14 protein-coding genes are annotated in these 20,071 nt (G+C 72.6%); 7 read left to right on the top strand and 7 right to left on the bottom strand.

Translation table 11 applies throughout. From position 1 onward, the window contains the following. The first annotated feature begins 11 nt into the window (after positions 1-11). Genes pstC through phoU form a run of 4 tightly spaced genes read left to right on the top strand, consistent with a single transcriptional unit; the run spans position 12 to position 3,522 of the window. A complete protein-coding gene (pstC, locus tag WMF34_RS15380; RefSeq protein WP_437993742.1) occupies positions 12-995 on the top strand; it encodes a phosphate ABC transporter permease subunit PstC in 984 nt (327 codons plus the stop codon). Further along, complete coding sequence (gene pstA / locus WMF34_RS15375; protein WP_012235575.1) at positions 992-1,903, top strand: phosphate ABC transporter permease PstA; 912 nt, start codon at positions 992-994, stop codon at positions 1,901-1,903. Before pstC ends, pstA begins: the two co-directional genes overlap by 4 nt. A 9-nt stretch (positions 1,904-1,912) precedes the next feature. After that, on the top strand, positions 1,913-2,776 hold the full coding sequence (pstB, locus tag WMF34_RS15370) for a phosphate ABC transporter ATP-binding protein PstB (RefSeq protein ID WP_437993741.1): 864 nt from the start codon (positions 1,913-1,915) through the stop codon (positions 2,774-2,776). Positions 2,777-2,796: 20 nt separating this feature from the next. Continuing rightward, a complete protein-coding gene (phoU, locus tag WMF34_RS15365; protein WP_044964959.1) occupies positions 2,797-3,522 on the top strand; it encodes a phosphate signaling complex protein PhoU in 726 nt (241 codons plus the stop codon). A 42-nt stretch (positions 3,523-3,564) separates the two neighbouring features. Here the strand turns inward: phoU and WMF34_RS15360 are convergent, their stop codons facing one another. The 4 genes from WMF34_RS15360 to WMF34_RS15345 form a co-directional block, all read right to left on the bottom strand. Next, positions 3,565-4,110 (bottom strand): molybdenum cofactor biosynthesis protein MoaE, encoded by a 546-nt coding sequence (locus tag WMF34_RS15360; RefSeq protein WP_437993740.1) that lies wholly within the window; start codon positions 4,108-4,110, stop codon positions 3,565-3,567. Further along, on the bottom strand, positions 4,107-4,622 hold the full coding sequence (gene moaC / locus WMF34_RS15355) for a cyclic pyranopterin monophosphate synthase MoaC (RefSeq protein ID WP_044964956.1): 516 nt from the start codon (positions 4,620-4,622) through the stop codon (positions 4,107-4,109). Before moaC ends, WMF34_RS15360 begins: the two co-directional genes overlap by 4 nt. A gap of 78 nt (positions 4,623-4,700) precedes the next feature. After that, positions 4,701-5,822, bottom strand: coding sequence for a GTP 3',8-cyclase MoaA (gene moaA, locus WMF34_RS15350; protein ID WP_012235570.1), 1,122 nt, complete (start codon positions 5,820-5,822; stop codon positions 4,701-4,703). Between the two features lie 25 nt (positions 5,823-5,847). After that, positions 5,848-6,081, bottom strand: a complete 234-nt coding sequence (locus tag WMF34_RS15345) for a MoaD/ThiS family protein (protein ID WP_157906688.1) — start codon at positions 6,079-6,081, stop codon at positions 5,848-5,850. A gap of 174 nt (positions 6,082-6,255) precedes the next feature. Here WMF34_RS15345 and WMF34_RS15340 point away from each other — a divergent pair, with 174 nt between their 5' ends. Next, a complete protein-coding gene (locus WMF34_RS15340; RefSeq protein WP_437993739.1) occupies positions 6,256-9,801 on the top strand; it encodes a protein kinase domain-containing protein in 3,546 nt (1,181 codons plus the stop codon). 217 nt (positions 9,802-10,018) lie between these two features. On the opposite strand, the gene WMF34_RS15335 is transcribed toward WMF34_RS15340, so the two are convergent. Then, a complete protein-coding gene (locus WMF34_RS15335; RefSeq protein WP_012235567.1) occupies positions 10,019-10,711 on the bottom strand; it encodes a hypothetical protein in 693 nt (230 codons plus the stop codon). Between the two features lie 493 nt (positions 10,712-11,204). On the opposite strand from WMF34_RS15335, the gene WMF34_RS15330 reads away from it, so the two are divergent. Then, entirely contained in the window at positions 11,205-13,211 is a 2,007-nt protein-coding gene (locus WMF34_RS15330; protein WP_437993738.1) for a PAS domain S-box protein, read from the top strand. An 11-nt stretch (positions 13,212-13,222) separates the two neighbouring features. On the opposite strand, the gene WMF34_RS15325 is transcribed toward WMF34_RS15330, so the two are convergent. Continuing rightward, on the bottom strand, positions 13,223-16,810 hold the full coding sequence (locus WMF34_RS15325) for a protein kinase domain-containing protein (RefSeq protein WP_437993737.1): 3,588 nt from the start codon (positions 16,808-16,810) through the stop codon (positions 13,223-13,225). Positions 16,811-17,358: 548 nt separating this feature from the next. Here WMF34_RS15325 and WMF34_RS15320 point away from each other — a divergent pair. Next, positions 17,359-18,075, top strand: a complete 717-nt coding sequence (locus WMF34_RS15320) for a hypothetical protein (RefSeq protein ID WP_012235564.1) — start codon at positions 17,359-17,361, stop codon at positions 18,073-18,075. Positions 18,076-18,121: 46 nt separating this feature from the next. On the opposite strand, the gene WMF34_RS15315 is transcribed toward WMF34_RS15320, so the two are convergent. After that, complete coding sequence (locus tag WMF34_RS15315) at positions 18,122-20,023, bottom strand: L,D-transpeptidase (RefSeq protein ID WP_437993736.1); 1,902 nt, start codon at positions 20,021-20,023, stop codon at positions 18,122-18,124. Positions 20,024-20,071 lie beyond the last annotated feature (48 nt).

Below are 20,071 nucleotides of genomic sequence, written 5' to 3'. Positions count from 1 at the left end.
AGGATAGGTCCATGAGCACCGCAGAAGTCCCGATGCAACAAGCCGCCTCGTCCGCGCCGCACAGCGACGCGCCACATGGCACGCGCGGAGCCGATCGAGCGTTCCGCGCCATCCTGACGATGTTCGGCCTCACGGTGCTCGCCGTGCCAGCGCTGATGGTGCTGGAGCTCATCCGATCGTCGCGCCTCGCGATCGACAAGTTCGGGCTGGGGTTCCTCGGCGGGAGCGTGTGGGACCCTGCGCGCGAGGAGTTCGGCGCGCTCCCGTTCGTCTACGGCACGGTCGTCACCTCGCTGATCGCCATCGTGCTCGCCGTCCCCGTCTCGCTCGGTCTCGCGATCTTCCTGTCGGATCTGGCCCCCCACCGGATCCGCAAGCCGCTCGGGTTCATGGTCGAGCTCCTCGCGGCGATCCCGAGCGTCGTCTACGGCTTCTGGGGCATCGCCGTGCTCCGCCCCTGGCTCCGGGACACCGTCGAGCCGGTCATCATCAAGTACTTCGGCTACATCCCCCTCTTCGAGGGCCCGCCGCTCGGCTTCGGCATGTTCGCCGCGGGCGTCATCCTCGCCATCATGATCGTCCCCACGATCACGTCGGTGTCGCGCGAGGTGATGCAGGCGGTGCCCCAGCTGCACCGCGAGGCGGCGGTCGGCCTCGGCGCGTGCGCGTGGGACACGATCCGCTACGCGGTCCTCCCCTCGGCGCGCTCGGGCATCATCGGGGCCATCATCCTCGGGCTGAACCGGGCGCTCGGCGAGACGATGGCCGTCACGATGATGATCGGCAATGTCCCGAAGGTGAGCGCGTCGATCTTCCACCCCGGCTATTCGATGGCGAGCGTCATCGCCAACGAGTTCGTCGAGGCGACCAGCGACATGTACGTGTCGGCGCTGTCCAAGATCGCGCTGCTCCTCTTCGGGGTCGCCCTCCTCCTCAACCTCTTCGCCCGGTGGCTCGTGAGCTCGACCAAGAGCAAGCTGGAGAAGCGCGCATGAACAGCGACACCCCTGTCCCCGTGGCGAGCCCCACGAGCGCCCCCCGGCGCACGCTGCTCGAGCCCGCGCCCGGCGAGACGCTGCGCCGCGTACGCAGCTACTTCTTCGAAGGGCTCTGCGTGTCGAGCGCCGTCGTCGTCCTGGTCCCGCTGTTCCTGATCTTCGTCTACGTCGTCAGCAAAGGCCTTAGCGGGCTGTCCCTCGACTTCTTCACCCAGCTGCCGAAGCCCGTCGGCGACGAGCGGAGCGGCATGGGCAACGCGGTCGTCGGCACGCTCATCCTCGTCGCCATCGGCTGCGGCATCGGGTTGCCGACGGGCATCCTCGCCGGCATCTACCTGGCCGAGATCGGGCGCGGCAAGCTCGCTGCCGCCATCCGGTTCATCGCCGACGTGCTCGGCGGCGTCCCCTCGATCACCATCGGCGTGTTCGTCTACGCCCTCGTCGTCGTCACGATGAAGCGCTTCTCGGCGCTCGCGGGCGGCATCGCGCTCGCGATCGTGATGCTCCCGACGGTGACCCGCACGACGGAGGAGCTGCTCAAGCTGGTGCCCGCCCACCTCCGCGAGGCGTCGCTCGCCCTCGGCGTGCCGGAGTGGCGCACGAGCCTCCTCGTCGTGCTCCGGACGGCCTCGCCCGGGATCGGCACCGGCGTGATGCTCGCCGTGGCCCGCATCGCCGGCGAGACCGCGCCGGTGCTCCTCACCGCGCTCGGCTCATCGTACTGGAGCTTCGCCATCGACCGCCCCATCGCCTCGCTGCCGGTGCAGATCTGGCGGAACGCTACTTCGCCCTACCCGAAGTGGCAGCAGGAGGCGTGGACCGGCGCCCTCGTGCTGATCGTCATCGTCTTCCTCCTGAACTTGCTCGCGCGTATCGCCACGTCGCGGAGCGTCAAGGCGCGCTAAAGGCACTCGATGAGCTCGTTTGACTCACTGCACAACAAAGTACGGCTCGGGGAACGTCGCAGCGGGCTCGACACGGACGGCATCGACAGCCGCTCCATGGAGCCAGAGGACGAGGCGCCGCCAGCCAAGATCAGCGTCACGCGGCTCAACGCCTATTTCCACAAGTTCCACGCCATCCACGACATCACGCTGAACATCCCCGACGGCCAGGTCACAGCGGTCATCGGCCCGTCCGGGTGCGGGAAGTCGACGTTCCTGCGCTGTCTCAACCGGATGCACGAGCAGGTGCCCGGGGCCTCGGCGAAGGGCTCCGTCATGATCGACGGCGTGAACATCTATGACAAAGCCGTCGACCCGGTGCGGCTGCGGCGCCGCGTCGGCATGGTGTTCCAGAAACCCAACCCGTTTCCAACGATGTCCATCCGCGAGAACGTCCTCGCCGGGCACAAGCTGAACGGCATCTCCGTGAAGGATCCCACTGGCCTCGTCGAGAAGTGCCTGCGCCAGGTGGCGCTCTGGGACGAGGTGAAGGACAAGCTCGATCAGTCCGGGCTATCCCTCTCGGGCGGCCAGCAGCAGCGGCTCTGCATCGCCCGCGTCCTCGCGGTGGAGCCGGAGGTGATCCTGCTCGACGAGCCGTGCTCTGCGCTCGATCCCATCGCGACCGCGCGCGTCGAGGAGCTCATCGACGAGCTGAAAGAGCGATATACTTGCGTGCTCGTAACACACAACATGCAGCAGGCCGCGCGGTGCTCTGACTATACCGCCTTCTTCTACATGGGGGACTTGGTGGAGTTCGACAGGACCCAGACGATCTTCACCAACCCCAAGGAGAGCAAGACGGAAGACTACGTCACCGGGAAGTTCGGCTGATGGAAGCGGGGGATAGAGTCATGCCGACGTCGCACACGAGCAAGGTCTACGAGCACGAGCTACGCACGCTTCGCGAGAAGCTGCTGCTCATGGGCAGCCTCGTCGAGGAGATGATCCAGAAGGGCTCGACCGCGCTCACGACGCGCGACACGGGCCTCGCCAAGGCGACGATCCGGCTCGATCGCCGGATCAACCGCCTCGAGTGCGAGGTCGACGAGCTCTGTATGAGGATCCTCGCGACGCGCCAGCCCGTCGCGTCCGACCTGCGCTTCGTGACCACGGCGCTCAAGATCGTCACCGATCTGGAGCGGGTCGGCGACCTCGTGGTGAACGTCTGCGAGCGCGTGCAGGAGCTCAACGAGGAGCCGCCGCTCGCGCCGGTGGCGGATCTGCAGGGCCTCGCGGACGAGGCGATCGAGGTGGTGCACGAGGCGCTGGACGCGCTGGTCGCCCGCGACTGCGAGCGAGCGAACCAGCTGCTCACGCGCGATGACGTGATCGACGAGCACTACGCCCGCATCTTCCAGGAGGTGCTCCTCGTCATGAGCCGCGACCCGAGCACGGTGTACAGGGCCACACGCATCCAGTCGATCGCCAAGTACCTGGAGCGCATCGCCGATCACGCGATGAACATCGCCGAGTCGGTCGTCTTCCTCGTCAAGGGGACGGACATCCGGCACCACAACCGCCTGAAGGAGAACGACCCGCTCTCCTCGCCTCCGCCGGCCGGGCTTCGCCTGCGCTAGGCGCCAGCGCCGCCCGGAGGCGCCGCCCGGCCGGCGCCTGCGCTAGGCGCCAGCGCTGGCCGGAGGCGCCGCCCCACCGTGCCCGTGGGGCCCCTCGTCGCCGTGCGCGTGCCCGTGGGGCTCTTCGCCGTGCGCGTGCCCGCGGGGCGCCTCGTGCCCGTGCTCGCCGGCGCAGCGGGCGTCCTCCCATCCGACCCAGTAGGGGCCGTCCGGCCCGTGCTCACGCTTCCAGATCGGCAGGCGTTCCTTGATGCGGTCGATGAGCAGGCGGCACCCGCGGAACGCCTCTCCCCGGTGCGGCGCGCTCGCGGCGCAGGCGACGGCGACATCGCCGACGCGGAGCGCGCCCACCCGGTGCGTCGCGGCGACGCGCACGCCCGGGATCTCTGCGGCGATCTCCGACAGGATCCGCTCTAGCTCGGCCTCGGCCATCGTCCCGTAGGCCTCGTACTCCAGCAGCGTGACCGAACGGCCCTCGTTGACGTCGCGCACCGCGCCCAGGAACGTGGCGATGCCGCCCGCGCCAGGGTGAGACACCGCGGCGATGAGCTCGTCGAGGCCGAGCGGCTCGGCGCGGATCCGGGTCACGGCGCGCTCCGCTGGAAATGGCCGGAGCGGCCCCCGCTCTTCTCGAGCAGCTTGATGTCCGAGATCACCATCTCGCGATCGATCCCCTTGAGCATGTCGTAGATCGTCAAGCACGCGGCGCTCACCGCGACCATGGCCTCCATCTCGACCCCTGTGCGATCCACCGCCTCCGCGGCGGCGGTCACCCGGATCGTCGCGGAGGGCTCGTCCACGTCGAGCGAGACCGAGACGTGCGTGAGCGCGATGCCGTGGCAGAGCGGGATGAGCTCCGGCGTGCGCTTCGCCGCCATGATCCCGGCGATCCGCGCCGCGGCCAGCACGTCGCCCTTCGGGGCGTCGTCGCGCGCGACCCGGGCGATGGTCTCGGGGCGCATCATGACGGCGCCGGACGCGACAGCGCGGCGGTGCGTGACGGGCTTGCCTTCGACAGGCACCATGCGGGCCTCGCCGCTCGGAGAGAGGTGAGTCGAGAGCGCTTCGCCCTCGCCGGGTCGATCAGGGGTTCGCGGCATCGCCCCGGAATCTGACACGGCAGCCGTGAGGACCGGAAGCCGAACGTGATCCGGCCCCGCGCGGATCCGCCCGCTCCGTCAGCCGCCGATCGCGCGGATCGACACCGCGGAGGCCGTCTCTTCGGTGCAGCCCTTCCAGACCTTGCCGTCCGGCTTGAGGCGCCACGCCTCGTCCAGGCGCAGGCGGATCGCCGCCCGATCGCCGCTCTTCGCCTCGCGCGAGGCGTCGACGCCATCGTCGGTGGCGAGGCACGGCCGGAGCACGCCCGTCGAGGAGACGCGCAGGCGATCACAGCTCTCGCAGAACGTGTCGCTGGTGCCCGTGATGAAACCCACGCGGAGCGACGGGTCGCGGCGAGCGCGGACGTACCTGGCCGGGCCGAGACCGGGCTCGGCGGCCGCCTCCTCCGGGAGGAGGTGCTCGGCGAGGCGCGCCCTCATCTCGGCCGCGGTGACGAGGTGCTTGCCGACGAGCCGAGCGCCCTCGGCGATCGGCATCACCTCGAGGAAGCGCGGCACCATCCGGCGCTCCCAGGCCCACAGCGCGAGCCGCTCGATCTCGTCGTCGTTCACGCCGCGGAGGACCACCGTGTTCAGCTTGATCGGCGAGAAGCCCGCCGCGATCGCGGCGTCGATGCCGTCGAGCACCCGGGCGAGCTCGCCGCCCCGGGTCATCTCGCCGAAGCGCCCGGGATCGAGGGTGTCGATCGAGACGTTCAGCCGGTGCAGCCCGGCGGCGCGCAGCGCCCCGGCGAGCCGCGCGAGCTGCGACGCGTTCGTCGTGAGGGCCAGATCCTCGAAGCCGAGCGCGGCGAGGCACCCGACGATCGACACGATCTCGGGGTGGAGCAGCGGCTCGCCGCCGGTCAGGCGCACCCGCCGGATGCCGGCGTCGCGCAGCGCCTCGAACATGGTGCGCCAGGCGGCCGTCATGAGCTTGCCGTCGGCATAGCCGTCATGCCGCGACGGGCGGCAGTAGGTACACGCGAAGTCGCACCGATCCGTGACCGAGATGCGCACGCTCCGCGGCGCGGGCCCCGCGTGCTCGCCAGCTGCCTCGCGGGAGCCGTCGCGGTACGGGATGACGGCGGCGCGTCGGCCAGCGTCTCCGCCGCCGACCAGCGGCAGCGATCGCCGCCGCTGAGCCGACGCGTCGCCCGCAGTGCGCGCAGGATCGAGGCCGCCGATAGAAGAAGGCATGGCGCGTCCCTCTCGGGTCCTCTCGCTAGCCGCCCGCCACCGGCGGGATCAGCGCGACCTCGTCACCGAAACCTACAGGATCGCTCGGCGTCGCATAGACGCCGTTCACCGCCACCCGGATGGATCCCTTGTAGGGGCCGAGCCCCGGATAACGAGCACAGACGTGCTCCAGGAGCTCCGCTGCGGTGCAGGGGCCAGCCAGCGGCAGCGCCACTTCTCCGGCACCCAGCACATCCCTCGCGCCAGCGAATGCAAGCACGCGTACCGCTGCATCCATCACCGCAACCTAGCATCGCTCCGCGGACCGGACACCACGAACTGCCGGCAAGCGACCTCGGGCCGCCCTGGCCCCTGGCCCCTGGCTCCTGGCTCCTGGCGAGATTCGAGTCTACCGGGCCCGGCCGGCACGGCTATCATCGGGCGGCTCACCGTCATGTCGGAAGAAGGCTTTTTACCGGGCACGATCCTGGCCGGTCGCTATCAGGTCCGCCGAGAGCTGGGTCGCGGCGGCATGGGGGTCGTCTATCTCTGCCGCGATCTCGTGCTCGACGAGCGCGTGGCCGTGAAGCTGCTCGACCGGCCAGGCGCGGCGGCCCGACCCGAGGACGCCTGGTGGTTCCAGGAGGAAGCCCGGGCGCTCGCCGGGCTCTCCCATCCGGCGCTCGTCAAGGCCCGCGACTTCGGGGCGCTCAGCAACGGGACGCCGTACCTCGTGATGGACGCCGTCCCAGGTCGATCGCTCCACGAGTGGCTCTACCTCGCGCGGCTCGAGGACCCGCTGCCCTGGCCGATCATCTGGAGCGTCATCGACCAGGTGCTCGGCGCGCTGGCGCACGCGCACGCGCGCGGCGTGATCCACGGTGACCTGAAGCCGTCCAACGTCCTCGTCGATCTGCAGCACGGGGGCGAGCCGCCGCTCGTGCACGTGCTCGACCTCGGGCTGGCCTGGCTCATCCAGGACCGGGTCGATCACCGGCTCGACGGCTCCAGGGAGAGCGAACCCACGGTGCGCTGGGGCGCCGGCACCCCGGGCTGGATGGCGCCCGAGCAGATCCGCTTCGCGGCGCCCCACGTCGGACCGCCGACGGACCTCTACGCGCTCGGCTGCATCCTCTACGCCCTGCTCGCCGGCGGCGAGGTCTACGACGGCAACAACGACGAGCTCCTCCAGCAGCACCGGAGCGCGCCGATCCCGGACCTGCCGCTCCCCACGGCGGTGCCGGGCGACGTCGCGAAGTTCGCGAAGCGGCTGCTCGCGAAGCGGCCCTGGCACCGCTTCGACTTCGCGGGCGACGCGCGGCGGGTGTGGAAGCGGTTCGAGCCGCGCAACAACGCGAACGTGACCGCGACGCCGCTGCCGATCGCCCTCTTGACGAGCGGCCGCCTGCCCCCGAGCCGCAAGGAGCTGCTCACGCCCGAGCTCATCGAGCCTCCAGACGACGACCCGCCGCCGTCCGTGACGACCACGGGTCTGCTCGCGCTCCGGCCCAGCCCGTTCGTCGCGCGGACGGGGGAGCGGGCGCGGCTCATGGAGGTCGTGGCCGAGATGGTCGACGCGCCGAAGGCGATGCACCGGTTCGTCCTGCTCGCGGGCGAGGCCGGCGTCGGCAAGAGCCGGCTGGCCGAGTGGCTCTGCGAGGAGGTCCACGAGCGGGCGCTCATGGTGCCGCTCCGCGCGCGCTACCGGCGCATCGCGGCGCCGCTCGACGGCGTGCTCGGCGCGGTGACCCAGCACTACCGGCTGGAGCGGGCCGAGCGCGAGATCGTCGAGAAGGTGCTGATGAACCTCTGGGAGGTCCCGCCGGAGGACGAGGTCGGCAAGACGTGGGTCGCGGCGACCGCCGAGTGGATCAAGCCGTCGCCCCCGGGGAGCGAGGCGGTCGGCCCGACGGGGAAGCGCTTCCGCCTGGATCGCCCCGAGCTCCGCTGGCTGATCATCCGCAAGACGCTGGAGAGGATCGGCCGGGACCGGCCGGTGCTGCTCTGGCTCGACGACCTGCACTACGCCTCGTCGACGACGTTCGAGGGGCTCCTCACGCTCCACCGCGACGCGCCGAACCTGGGCCTGCTCGTCGTGGCGACGGTCAGGAGCGAGGCGGTCGAGTGCGATCCGGTGGCGGCGCGGCGGATCGAGGGGGCGCTCGCGGCCTACGTCGGGGAGCGGCTCGACGTCGCCCCGCTGAACCCCACGCAGACGCACGCGCTGCTCCGGGAGACGCTCCCGCTCGACGACGCGGCGGCCGAGGCGGCGACGGCCCGCAGCAAGGGGAACCCGCTCTTCGCGCTGCAGCTGCTGCACGCGTGGGCGGGCGGCGGGCACCTCCAGCTCCGCGCGGGCAAGTACTTCGTGCCGCGGGCGTCGATGGCGGTGCAGGCGGCGACGACCGCCGACCTCTGGGAAGAGCGCCTCGCGGCGCTGCCCGAGGAGCTCCGCACCGGCGCGCGCGCCGCCGCCGCGCTCGGCGGCGACATCCGGCGCGAGATCCTGCGCGCGCTGCTCACCTCGCTCGATATCTCGGCGGACCGGGCGCTCGCGTCCATGCAGCGCGCCCAGATCCTCCTCGCCGTGGGCGATCGCCTGCGCTGGCCGCACGCGCTGCTCCAGGAGCACCTCCTCTCGCAGCTCTTCCTCGAGCCGGACGCGGCCCGCGTGTTCCGCGCCGCCGCCGACGCGCTCGGGGCGCACCCGGCCGCGTCGAGCCGCCGCATCCTCCGGCACCGGGTGGTCAGCCTCCTGCGCGCCGGCGACACCGACGAGGCCGCGGCGCTCATGCACGCGCACGTGGCGGCGCACTGGCAGAGCTCGCGCGACATCGCGGCGACGCTCCGCGATCTCGCCGTGCTTGACGGCAAGCTGCCCGGGGGGAGCGACTCGCGCCCGGGCCTCCGGGGCGGGGTGGACGCGCGGCCCGTGCTGACGGGGACGCGCCTCGGGACGCAGCTGCGCTTCCGCGCCGAGGCGCTGCGGCTGGCGGGGAGGCTCGACGAGGCGCGGCGTGACGCGGAGGACGCGCGGCGCATCTTCGAGCAGGCCGGCGACCGCGAGAACCAGGCGCACTGCCTGCGCCTGCTCGGGCACATCGCGTCGGACCTCGGGGCGGAGGCGCAGGGCCGGCGGCTCGTGGCGCGGGCGCACGCGATCTTCGACGAGATCGGCCACGGCCACGGGCAGGCGCAGTGCGAGGTGCTGCTCGGCGAGATCGACTACCTGCTCGGCGAGCACGCGCGGGCGCGGGCGGTGCTCGCGTCCGGGGCGTCGAGGTTCATGGAGGTCGGCGATCGGCTCGGCCGGGCGCAGTGCCTGCTGCTGCAGAGCATGGTCGAGCAGGCCGGGGCGACCTCGGAGGCGGCGCGCGCGCTGCTCACGACCGCGCACGCCGATTTCGACGCCATCGGCTACCGGCTCGGGCTCGCGCAGTGCGACCTCGCGCTGTCGCACTCGGACCACCGCGCCGGCAACTTCGAGGCGGCGCGCTCGGGCGCGCTCGCGGCGCGGCAGAGCTTCCGCGACGTCGCGAACCCGCGCGGCGAGGCCGGGTGCGAGCGCCTGCTCTCGATGGTGGCCCTCGACGCGGGCGCGCCGGAGCTCGCCGAGGAGCACGCGCTCGCCGCCGGCAGGCTCTTCGAGCGGCTCGGGGATCCGTGGGGCCTGGTGGAGGCGCGGCTGCTCTTCGCGCAGATCGCGCTCCACCGCGGGGAGGCGGAGCTCGCCCGCGAGCACCTGATGGCGTGCGAGGCGGTGGCGCTCGCGGAGGCGGAGCCGCGGCAGCACCGGCACCTGACGCTCGCCTGGCTCGCGTACCACGAGGGGCGCTTCCACGAGGCGGCGCGCGAGCTCGACGCGGCGCGCGCGGCCTTCAAGGACAGCCGCACCGGAGACCACACGCCGCAGCTCCTCGAGCGCTTCGCGCGGATGGGCTGGCCCAAGCCGGCGGGCGCGCGGATCAGCGGCTGGATGCGCACGCTCGAGAACACCTGAGGCGGAGTCCGGGGGGCGCTGGATCCCGGCAACGAGAGCTCTCCAAGGGGATCAGAGGCTGTCGACGGCTGACGCTCTCACAAGATGCGTCGCCGAGCGGGGCTCACCCGCACAGGAGACGGGTGCAGATCGGCGTTTTCGGCGCGCAAGCGCACTCCCGTGCGCTGAGCACCGAAAACGCCGAGATGGGCCCGTATCCGACGCGGGTGAGCCCCGCTCAAAGAGGGAGCCAGAAGTCGGGACCAAAGAGTCGGCGCGCGTCCTCGATGGTGCGGAGGGCACGCGGCAGATCGAGCCTCGCCTGGTGCTCGGCCAGCTGCACGACGTAGGGGATCCAGAGCGGCCTGCAGACGACGAGCGCGGCGAGGTGGAACTCCGCCTCCTCGGTCTGGCCGAGATCCATCGCCACACGCGCCAGGAGGCTGTGCACCGGGACGGGCGACCCGAGCGGCGCGATGGCCGTGGCGCAGCGCCGCACGCTCTCCGCGGCCTCCTCGCTGGGGTGCCGCCGGAACTCCTGGAACGTCTCCTCGAGCTCGTGCTCGTCGCTCACCTGCTCCGGCAAGTGCTGCGCGACGAGCGCCTTCCAGTGATCGACGAACGGCAGACCGGCGAGGGCGCTCGATCCGTCGGCGTGGGCAAGGAGCATATCGGCCTCCTTCCAGTCGCCGGCCTCTCGGGCGAACTCGAGCCCCGAGACGACCCGAGCCTCCTCGTGGAGCCCAGGCTCCTTCGTCAGGAGCCAGCGCTGCCAGTAGAGCGCGCCCCGAAAGGCCACGCGCGCGAGCGGCTCTTTGTCGTCCGCACGCATCTGCAGCGCCATGTCCAGGAGCGCCCCCTTGTGCCGCTGCACGTCGTCGACAACGAGGCTCGCTGGCCAAGCACAGAGCCCGCACGCCTCCGAGATCATCGCACCCCCCCTCGCACCGCACGAGAGCTGCCTGCCGACAGGCAGCGCAGAAGGAACCCCCCGCGATACAGACCAACGCTACCACGGCGCCCGCAGCACGCGAGAGGTCGTCGCCAGCGGGTGGGTGGAAGACAACATCGACGAAGGCAACAGCGCTCGAATGCCACCGCACGAGCGGCCTGCACCGGGATGGATCCCGGACCAGGGAGCGGACGAAGGGCGAAACCGACGAGACTGACTAGACCGACGAGACAGACTAGACCGGCGAGACCGACGAAACCGATCGGGACGACGAGGGCGATGACAACAACCACCGCGCCGAGCCGCGCGCGGGCTCATGGACCTCGATCTCCACAAAGGCTTCCTGCACAATGCGCCGCTGGCGGCAGCGGCAGAGAGGGGGTGTCCGCGGCCGCTCGAGGTGCTGATTGGCGATCGAGATCGAGAGGACAACGCGGCGGCACGGCGCTCCTGACCCCCTGCGGCGCCCACGATGAGCCAGCCTGATCTCCACCGCGCCGCATTCGAGGCGGCCGAAGACGCGATCCTCCTCCTGGAGAACGGCCGCGTGATCGACGCCAATCCGAGCGCGATCCGGCTGCTCACTGGATCCGCGGAGGGCCTCGTCGGACGGGAGCTCGCGGACCTCGCGCCGCTCCTGCAGCCCGACGGGCAGGCCTCCGCCGAACGCCTCGCGCAGCGGCTCGACGCGGCGGGCCGGGGCGAGCCGCAGCGGTTTCGGTGGCTCTACCGGCGCCCGGGCGGGGACTTCATCCAGGCCGACACGCAGATCGCGCGCCTCGCCCTGCCCGACCGCGCAGGGCCGATCCTGCGCGCGGTCGTGCGCGAAGAGGACAAGGAGCAGCGGCGGCTCTACGCGCTCGCCGTTGACATGCTCGGCGCCGCGACGCTCGACGGGCGGTTCAGGGAGCTCAGCCCCTCGTGGGAGCGCACGCTCGGGTTCAGCCGCCAGGAGCTGATGGCGCGGCCCTACCTCGAGTTCATCCACCCCGAGGACAAGGCGCGCACCCTCTCGGAGACAGACACGTTCTCGACGGGCGCGCAGACGATCACCTACGAGAACCGCTTCCTCTGCAAGGACGGCTCGTACCGGTGGCTCGAGTGGAACGCGATGCTCGCGCTCGACGAGGGGCTCGTCTACTTCGTCGCGCGCGACGTCACGCGGCGCAAGACCGCCGAGATCTCGCTCCGTGAGTCCGAGGAGAAGCTGCGGGCGCTGTACGACGGCATCCCGCACTACCTGGTCGTCGTCGACAAAGACGCGCGCATCGTCTCGGTGAACCGGCCGTATCCCGGGGTCCGGGAGGAGAGCGTCGTCGGCCGGAGCCTCTTCGATTTCACGTCGCCGGAGTACCACGACACGGTGAGGGAGGCGCTCCAGACGGTGCTCCGGGAGGGAGGCCGCGCGAGCTACGAGGTGGTCGGCCTCGGGGTGAACGGCGGGCGGGCGTGGTACGCGAACCACGTCAGCGCGATCCGGGGGGCGGACGAGGTCACGAACGCGCTCATCGTGGGGGAGAACATCACCGAGCGCCGGCGCGCCGAGGAGCAGCGCCGGGAGAGCGAGGCGCGCTTCCACGCGGCCGTCGAGGCCAGCATGGACGCGTTCCTCACGCTGGCCTCCCGCCGCGACGACAGCGAGGAGATCGCCGACTTCGCGATCACGGGGCTCAACGCGCGCGCCGCGACGATGCTGTCGTCGATGCCGCGCGAGCAGCTCCTCGGTCAGCGCCTCTCGGAGCTCGTCCACTCGGTCGAGGCCGGCGTCCTCCTCGAGAGGTGCCTGCGCTGCCTCCGGAAGGGGGCGCCGATCGAGGAGGAGATCCGCCTGCCCGCGCCGGACGCCCAGGCGTCGCGCCAGAGCGTCTGGGTGCACCACCAGATCGTGCCGATCCAGGGCGGCGTCGCCGTGACGATGCGGGACACCACCGAGCGCAAGCGGCTCGAAGATCAGCTGCGCCAGTCGATCGAGCGCCTCGAGGTGTACGCCGAGGAGCTGGAAGGCAAGAACCGGATGCTCGCCGCGGAGAACGCCGAACGCGAGCGGACCGCGAGCGTCCTGCGCCAGCAGCAGGAGGCGATCCGCGCGCTCTCGACGCCGATCATCCAGGCGTGGGAGGGCGTCCTCGTGCTGCCGATCATCGGCGCGCTCGACCGCGCCCGGGCCACGGACGTCATGGAGAAGCTGCTCGGGGAGATCGTCCGCACGCAGGCCCACTTCGCCGTGCTCGATCTGACCGGCGTGGAGGGCGTGGACACGCCGACGGTCGACCACCTGTTCCAGGTGGCCCGGGCCGCGAGCCTGCTCGGCAGCCGCTGCCTCGTCTCCGGGATCTCCCCCGGGGTCGCGCAGGCCATCGTGACGCTCGGCAGCGACGCGCGGGCGCTCGAGACCTTCGGCGCGCTGGAGGACGCCCTGCGCTACGCGCTTGTCGTGTCCGGCGCCCGGCTGCCGAGCGCGCCCGGCAAGGCGCGGTAGCGGCGGCCTCCCTACGCCTCGTCGGCCGCGAGCTCGTCGTGGAGCTCCCGGGCGCGCGCCGCGTGGCGCACCGCCGCGGCGCCCTCGCCCATCGCGGCGGCGTGCGCCGCGGCGCGGTCGTGCGCCGCCGCGGCCGCCCGCAGATCGCCGCCCCGCTCGTAGTGGTGGGCGAGGAGCGCGGCCCCCTCGTCGCGCGCCTCCACGCTCGACGCGCGGTGCTCGATCCAGTCGGCGACGAGCAGGTGGATCCGCCGGCGGATCTTGAGGCTCAGCATCTCGTAGGCGACCTCGCACGTCGCCTGCTCCACGAACACGTACTCGCGCTCGCCGGGGAACGACGCGGGGGAGCGGAGCCGGATCAGCTGGCGCTCGCAGAGGCGCGCGAGCAGCTCGGCGGTGGACGCGCCGCCCCCGTGGCGCACCGAGAACGGCGGATCGAGATCCTGGAGCTCCGCGAGGATGCGCTCGCTCGACATCGGCGAGCGCGCCTGCGGGGCGTCGTTCCGGAGCCGCTCGACCGCGCCCTCCCAGAACGTCCGGCCGACGACCGCGGCCTGCGCGAGGAGGCCGCGCGCGCCCTCGTCCAGGCGGTCGAGGCGCGCCTGGACCACGCCGTGCACCGCCGGCGGCAGGCTCAGCGCGCCGAGCGCGTCGTCACGGACGTGCCACGCGCCGTCCTGGGCCTCGATGGCGCCGGCGTCCACGAGGAGGTGGAGGGTCTCCTCCACGGTTCGCGGGTTGCCCTCGGAGCGCTCGGCGATCGCGCGCACGAGCTCGTGGTCGAGCGCGGAGGCGCCGCGGAGCCGATCCCGGATCATCTCCTCCGCGTGCCGCCGCGCGAGCGGCGACGCGTCGACGCGGACGTACGCTTCCTTCCCGACGCCCCAGTCCGGGCGGCGCTCGTAGAGCTCGGGGCGCGCGGTGCACACGATGCAGAGCGGCAGCCCCTCGGCGTGCGCCACGAGCTCCTCGACGAGGTCGAGCGTCGCGTCGTCGGCCCACTGCAGGTCGTCGCACACGATCACCATCGGCGTCCGCTCGAGCGCGAAGGCGACGAGCAGCGCGAGCGCGGAGGCGATCCGGCGCCTCGCCAGCACGCTGCCGCGCGCCGCGGCCTCGAGGAGCCCGGCGGGCGCAGGCCGCGCGCCCAGGATGGCCGCCAGCCGGGCGAGGATCTCCTCGAGGTCGCTCCCCCCGCTCGGCCTCGACAGCGAGGGGGACGGATCGAGCTCGTCGTCGTCCTCGTACCGCGCCGCCCCGGCTCCCCTGCGCCCGCTGACGGTCGAGCTGATCGGCCCTCGGAGGGGGACGGACGACGCGCGGGCCACGATGGGCGACGCGCCCCCGAGCGCGGCGGCCCTGGCCCCCGCGCCGGCGGCCTCCCGCTCGGCGCGGACGCGGGCGCGCGCGGCGCGCAGCCGGATCCAGCGCAGGCCGCGGCGCAGCTTGCGCAGGATGACCTGGGCCGGATCGGCCTCGTGGATCCCGAACCAGCGGCGGAGCAGCGCGCCGGCCAGGCCATAGCTCGAATCCTGCGCGAGCGCCGAGCACTGCGCCGACAGGACGAGCAGCCCCCCGGGCGGCGCGAGCGTGTACCCGCGCTCCGAGGAGGGCGCGCCGCCCCCGGCGCCGCCGTCGCGGAGGCCCGCGAAGAGCTCTGCGAGCATCCGCGTCCGTCCCACGCCGGGCGCGCCAACCAGCGTGATGAGGCGCGGCCGCCGCTCGTGGAAGGCGGTCTCGACGAGATCACACAGGCGCTGCATCTCCGCGCCGCGCCCGACGAGGCGCGTCGAGAGCCCGTGAAAATCGGGCGGCACGAGCGCGTGGTGGAGCGGCGCCTCGCCGAGCACGCGGTAGATCGGCGGCGCCGCGCCGTGCGCGGTGGACGCCGGCGGCGCCCGGCCCGCGCCGGCGCTCGCGCCCGCGTCGAGCGCCTCGACGTGGAAGCGCCCGAGGACGAGGCGGTGGGTGTCGCGGCCGATCACGATCGCGCCGCGCGGCGCGAGCTGCTGCAGGTGCCCCGCGCCGTCGACCGCGTCGCCGATGACGGCGAGATCTTGCCGCGCCGAGCCCCCGGCGCCGACGAAGGCCCGCCCCGTCGCGATCCCGAACCGCACCGAGAGGCGGACCGATCGCGCGGCGCGCGGCAGCGTGAGGCGCGGGATCGCGGCCTGCGCGCCGAGCGCCGCGACGATCGCGCGCTCGGCGTCGCTGTCGGTCGAGCGAGGGACGCCGAAGACCGCCATGACGCGCCCGCCGATCGGCCGCTCGACGATCCCGTGCATCTGCTCGACGTGCTCCGCGAGCACCTGATAACAGCGGTCGACGACGTCCTTGACGTCCTCGGGATCGAGCCGCGACGAGAGCGCGGTCGCCTCGGACAGATCGGCGAACAGGACGGTGCAGACCCGGTGCTCACCGCCCTCGAACGGCAGCGCGGCCCGGGTCCGCGGCGAGCCGCGATCGGAGCTCACGCTCCCCCTCATCCCGCTGCTGTCCGGCGCCCGCCACGGCGTCGACGACGGCGGCAGCGACGGCGGCGGGACGGACAGCGCCGGCGGCGGCGGCAGCGGCGGCAGGTGGACGGCGGCGAGGTCGAGCAACCCGTCCCCCGCGTCGTCGTTCGCGTCGGCCGGGCCGAAGGCGGGCGCGCGCAGGGTGTCGCGCGCCACGACGACGACGCTGGAGCGGTGGGCGGCCTCCAGGGCGGCCCACATCTCGCCGAGGTTGTGGAACCGCTGCGAGGGGTTGATCGCGAGCGCGCGGCCGAGGACCGCCTCGACGTCGGCGTTCGCGTTCACCCCGCGGGCGCGGAAGCTCGGCCGGATCGCCTCGTCGCTCGAGGCGACGAAGAGCTGGATGACGTCGCCGCCCGAGAGGGCGGGCTGACCGCTCGCGACCTCGACGAGGATGAGGGCCATCGCATAGACGTCGGTCCAGGGCCCCGTCGCGCCGAACCGCGGGCTGAACTGCTCCGGCGCGCCGTACTGCGGCGTGAAGGCGCGGAACGTTCGTCCCGTCTGGACGAGCGCCTCTGCGAACGTCGGCGTCTCGGAGAAGACCTTGGCGAGCCCGAAGTCGAGCACCTTCATGCGGTCGCCGAGCAGGAACAGGTTGGCCGGCTTGACGTCGCGGTGAGACACGTTCTCGTCGTGGGCGACGGCGAGCGCGGAGGCGACCGGCGCGAGGAGCCGGATCGCCTCGCCGAGGCTCCTCGGCGGGAGCTTCTCGGCGCTGCGGCGCTTGAGATCCTGCTCGAGCGTCTCGCCCTCCAGCCACTCCATGACGATGTACGGCGTCCACGGCCCCTTCGGAGCGGCGGCGGCGCCGATGTCGAGCGCCTGGACGATGCCCATCGTCCGGCGTGAGAGCTGATGGAGAAGGCGCGCCTCCTCGCGGAACTTGGCGAGGAAGCCGTCCTGCTGGTCAGGGCTTAGACCCGCGGGGATCTTGAGACATTTGACGGCGACCGGCGAATCGAAGCCGAGGTGCCGGGCCCGGTAGACGACGCCGAACGCTCCCTCGCCCGCCAGCGCCTCGACGGCGAACTGGCCGTCGATGATCGACCCCACCCAGCCGAACGGGTCGCTGGCCTGCATCGTTGCCTAGGCTACCTGTTGCGCCGAACCCCGAGCAAGAGATGCAACGGCCGCGGGCGAGGGGATGTGCGAGGCGGGGCGCGCGTGGGGCCCCGCCGAACTCGCATGGGCCGGTCGCGCCTCCCTCGCTGCGCGAGGGAGGCGCGACCGGCAAAAGTGCTCGGACAGCGGCCCGTCCCCACGCGCGCCCCGCCTCGCACATCCCCTCGCCCGCGGCTCCAGGGAAGAAAGGAGGCTATGACGGCCGCGACGGGCGAGCCACGACGGCCGCGACGGGCGAGCCACGACGGCCGCGACGGGCGACTGGCATGGAGACATTTCCGGTGCCCGGGTAGCGAGAGGCCGGAGATTCGAGCTCGATGGCGCTGATTTGCCTACATGACATGGTCGGTTTGCGCTGCAGGACCTCACGGGCCCGCTGCGACGCCGAACGACGTAGTTGTTCCCCGTGCCCCAGAGCGGGAATCCGGAAGCGCGACGGGCGAGCGAGAAGCGCGCCGCATCGGTTCACCGTCGACCGCCGCGGACGGCAGCGCCATCGTGAACGCATGAACTTCCTGCTTCATCGCCACCTCGCCGCGCGCGACCTCGGCTCGGCCGCCGCGGGCGCGGCGGCGATGCTCCCGGACCTCTGGCGCATGGCCGACCGGCGCGTCAGGCCCTCCCGCGCGCCCGATCGCCCCGCCGCCCCGCCGCCCCGCCTCGCCGAGGTGCTGGCCGGCATCGACCACCACGTCGCCGCCGACCGCTGGTTCCACGCCGCCCCCGTCTTCGTGGAGGGCGAACGCCGCCTCGCCGCCGCGTTGCGCGCCGCATCGCTCGGCGCCCCGCGGCTCGCGCTCTTCGCCCACGTGCTCTGGGAGATGTGCCTCGATGGCGCGCTCGTCCGCAGGACCGGCCTCGCGCCCCTCCTCGACGGCCTCCGCGCCGGCCTCGAGGCCATCGACGGCGCACCGACCGAGGCCGCCGCCTCGATCCACCACTTCCAGCAGCGCGCCCCCTCCCCCGCCGGCGCCCTCGCCGATCGCGCCGCCTTCGAGTCGCGGCTCCGTCGCATCCGCGACGAGCTCACCCGCGGCCCCTGGATCGCCGGCTACCAGGACGGCGCCGGCCTCGTTCTTCGCCTCTCAGGCGTGCGCGCGCGCTTCGGCATGCCCCCCTTCACCCCGGACCAGCACACCCGCCTGGCCGCGCTCCTCGACGCCCTCGCCGCCTCCGCGGACGACGCGCTGGCCGACCTCCTCCACACCGCGCCGAAGCACTGAAGCGCCCGCCGCTCCCCTTCCTCCGGACGGCGATCGCCTCCCCTATTTATTCATGCACGATGATCGTCGTGCCCTCGCCAAGCTCCTCGCCTGTGTTGATCGCGTGCCATCCGGGCGGCACCGGGGGATCGGTCCACAGGAACACCCGATGGGCGTCGATGGGCGCCAGGTTGATGCAGCCGTGGCTGCGCGGCGTGCCGAAGACGTCGTGCCAGTACGCTGCGTGGAGCGCGTAGCCGCTCGCGAAGTACTGGATGTACGGCACGTCCTTGAGGGCGTAGGTCCCCTCGCCGCGGCGCCGCGTCACGCCGTACTCCCCGTCACCCTTCCGGGGGACCGCCTTCTCGCCTGCCGCGGGCTTCGCCGCCGCGCTCGCGCCGGGCTTCTTCGAGGCGCGCTCCTTCGACGTGCCGCCCTTGTCCGGCTTCGCGCCGCGCGAGGCCGACGGCGCGTCGGCGGTCGTCTCCGCGCGACCGCCGACGCTCGACGACTCGTTCGAGTCCATCGTCGCCGTGATGTGCTTGTTGCGGATGCGGAAGGCGCCGCGCACCGTCGCGGTCGTGGTCTTGGGATCGGCCACCCCGGCCTGGCCGGTCGAGACCAGCGTGGCGTAGACCGGACGCTTGCCCTCCCAGAGGACCAGCGTCTGGTGCGTGATCGACACCTCGATCCACTTCTCGCCCTTCTCGGCGACCTCCGGCCACGCCGACGGCGCGACCGCGAGCCCGACGTCCAGCTGGCTCACGTACCGCTGATCCCGGGTGCGGTAGTACTTCACGCCCTCGATCCGGCGCATCCTGCCGGTCAGCGGGACGACGTCCCGGAACGGCAGCTCCTTGCCCGGCGTCGCCTTGTCGCCCTGGATCTGGACGTCGCGAGCGCCGCGCGCGCGGACGAAGGCGAGCGGCAGCGTGAGCGCATCGGTCAGCTCGACGCCGTGCCAGGGAGAGCCGGTGTCGGGCTTGATCTTCGTCGCAGGCGCAAGCCGCAGATCGGTCGTGATCGCGAACCGCCGGCTCAGCGACTCCGGTCCGGTCGGGAACGATCCGATCAGCGACAGCCCGGTGAAGCGCCGCGCGCGATCGGCGAAGACCGCGTAGTCCGGGACCTTGAAGTCGCTGATGTTTCGGATGAGCCGCTTGCCGCCCTCGAGCCAGAACGGGATCGGGTCGCCGTCCCCCTCCCCGCCGAGCAACGCGCCCTCGCCGAGCTCGAGCGAGTTCTTCCCCAGGCCGAGCTCGCCGAGCTGCTTGCCCGGAAGCGGCACGCCGCGCGCGTCGATCGCCACGTCGTTCGCGCCGAGGATGACCCGCTGCACGGTCGCCTTGTTCTCCTCGAACCACGACAGGTGCTCGTCGAGCTTGAACTCCGATTTGCGCTGCTCCTCGGCGGTGGGGACGCGCAGGTAGAGCGGCAGCACCGCGCGGACGAAGGCGTACCGGTACGGGAGCGCGGTCCTCAGGTTCGGCCCGGGGCCGGCGGCCTTGAGGATGGGGTCGTTCAGGTCGAGCGTCGCGTCCTCGCCCACGCAGAGGTAGCCGCGGGGCTCGATCGCGTACCAGCCGCCCGGACAGCCCGCGGTGCCGGCGGGCTCGGCGGAGCGAGGCACCCTGGAGCCGACGCGCAGGTACCCGAGCTTCTTCGACGTGTCGCGCGGCTCCTTGTAGACGGTCGCCACGAAGGCCGTCACGCCGAGCAGCGGCTTGTCGCTCGGCGGCCACGCGGGCGCCGCGAGCTCCGCGGGCGCGGCCTGCCCCTCGGTCGCCGTGAGCGCCGCGGGTGCCGCGTCGGCGCCCGCGGCCGCGGCCCCCGCGTCCGCCGCGACGTCCGCGGGCTTCCGACAGCCGCACGCCGCCGCTGCGAGCGCCGCGAGGTGCGCGAGACAGAGAGCGAGGCGCGCCGCGCGCCGCGCGCCGTGAGGCTTCCCGGAGGACAGCAGGGCGCCCATGCGGGCGTACTTGCCAAAATCGGCGCGCGACGAAAAGCCCAAAACACG

This window comes from Sorangium sp. So ce145 (assembly GCF_051525985.1).
In the GTDB taxonomy this organism is placed as follows: Bacteria; Myxococcota_A; Polyangia; order Polyangiales; family Polyangiaceae; genus Sorangium; species Sorangium cellulosum_B.
Note: the sequence above shows the minus strand (reverse complement) of the source record. Positions and strands in the feature narration are given on the sequence as shown.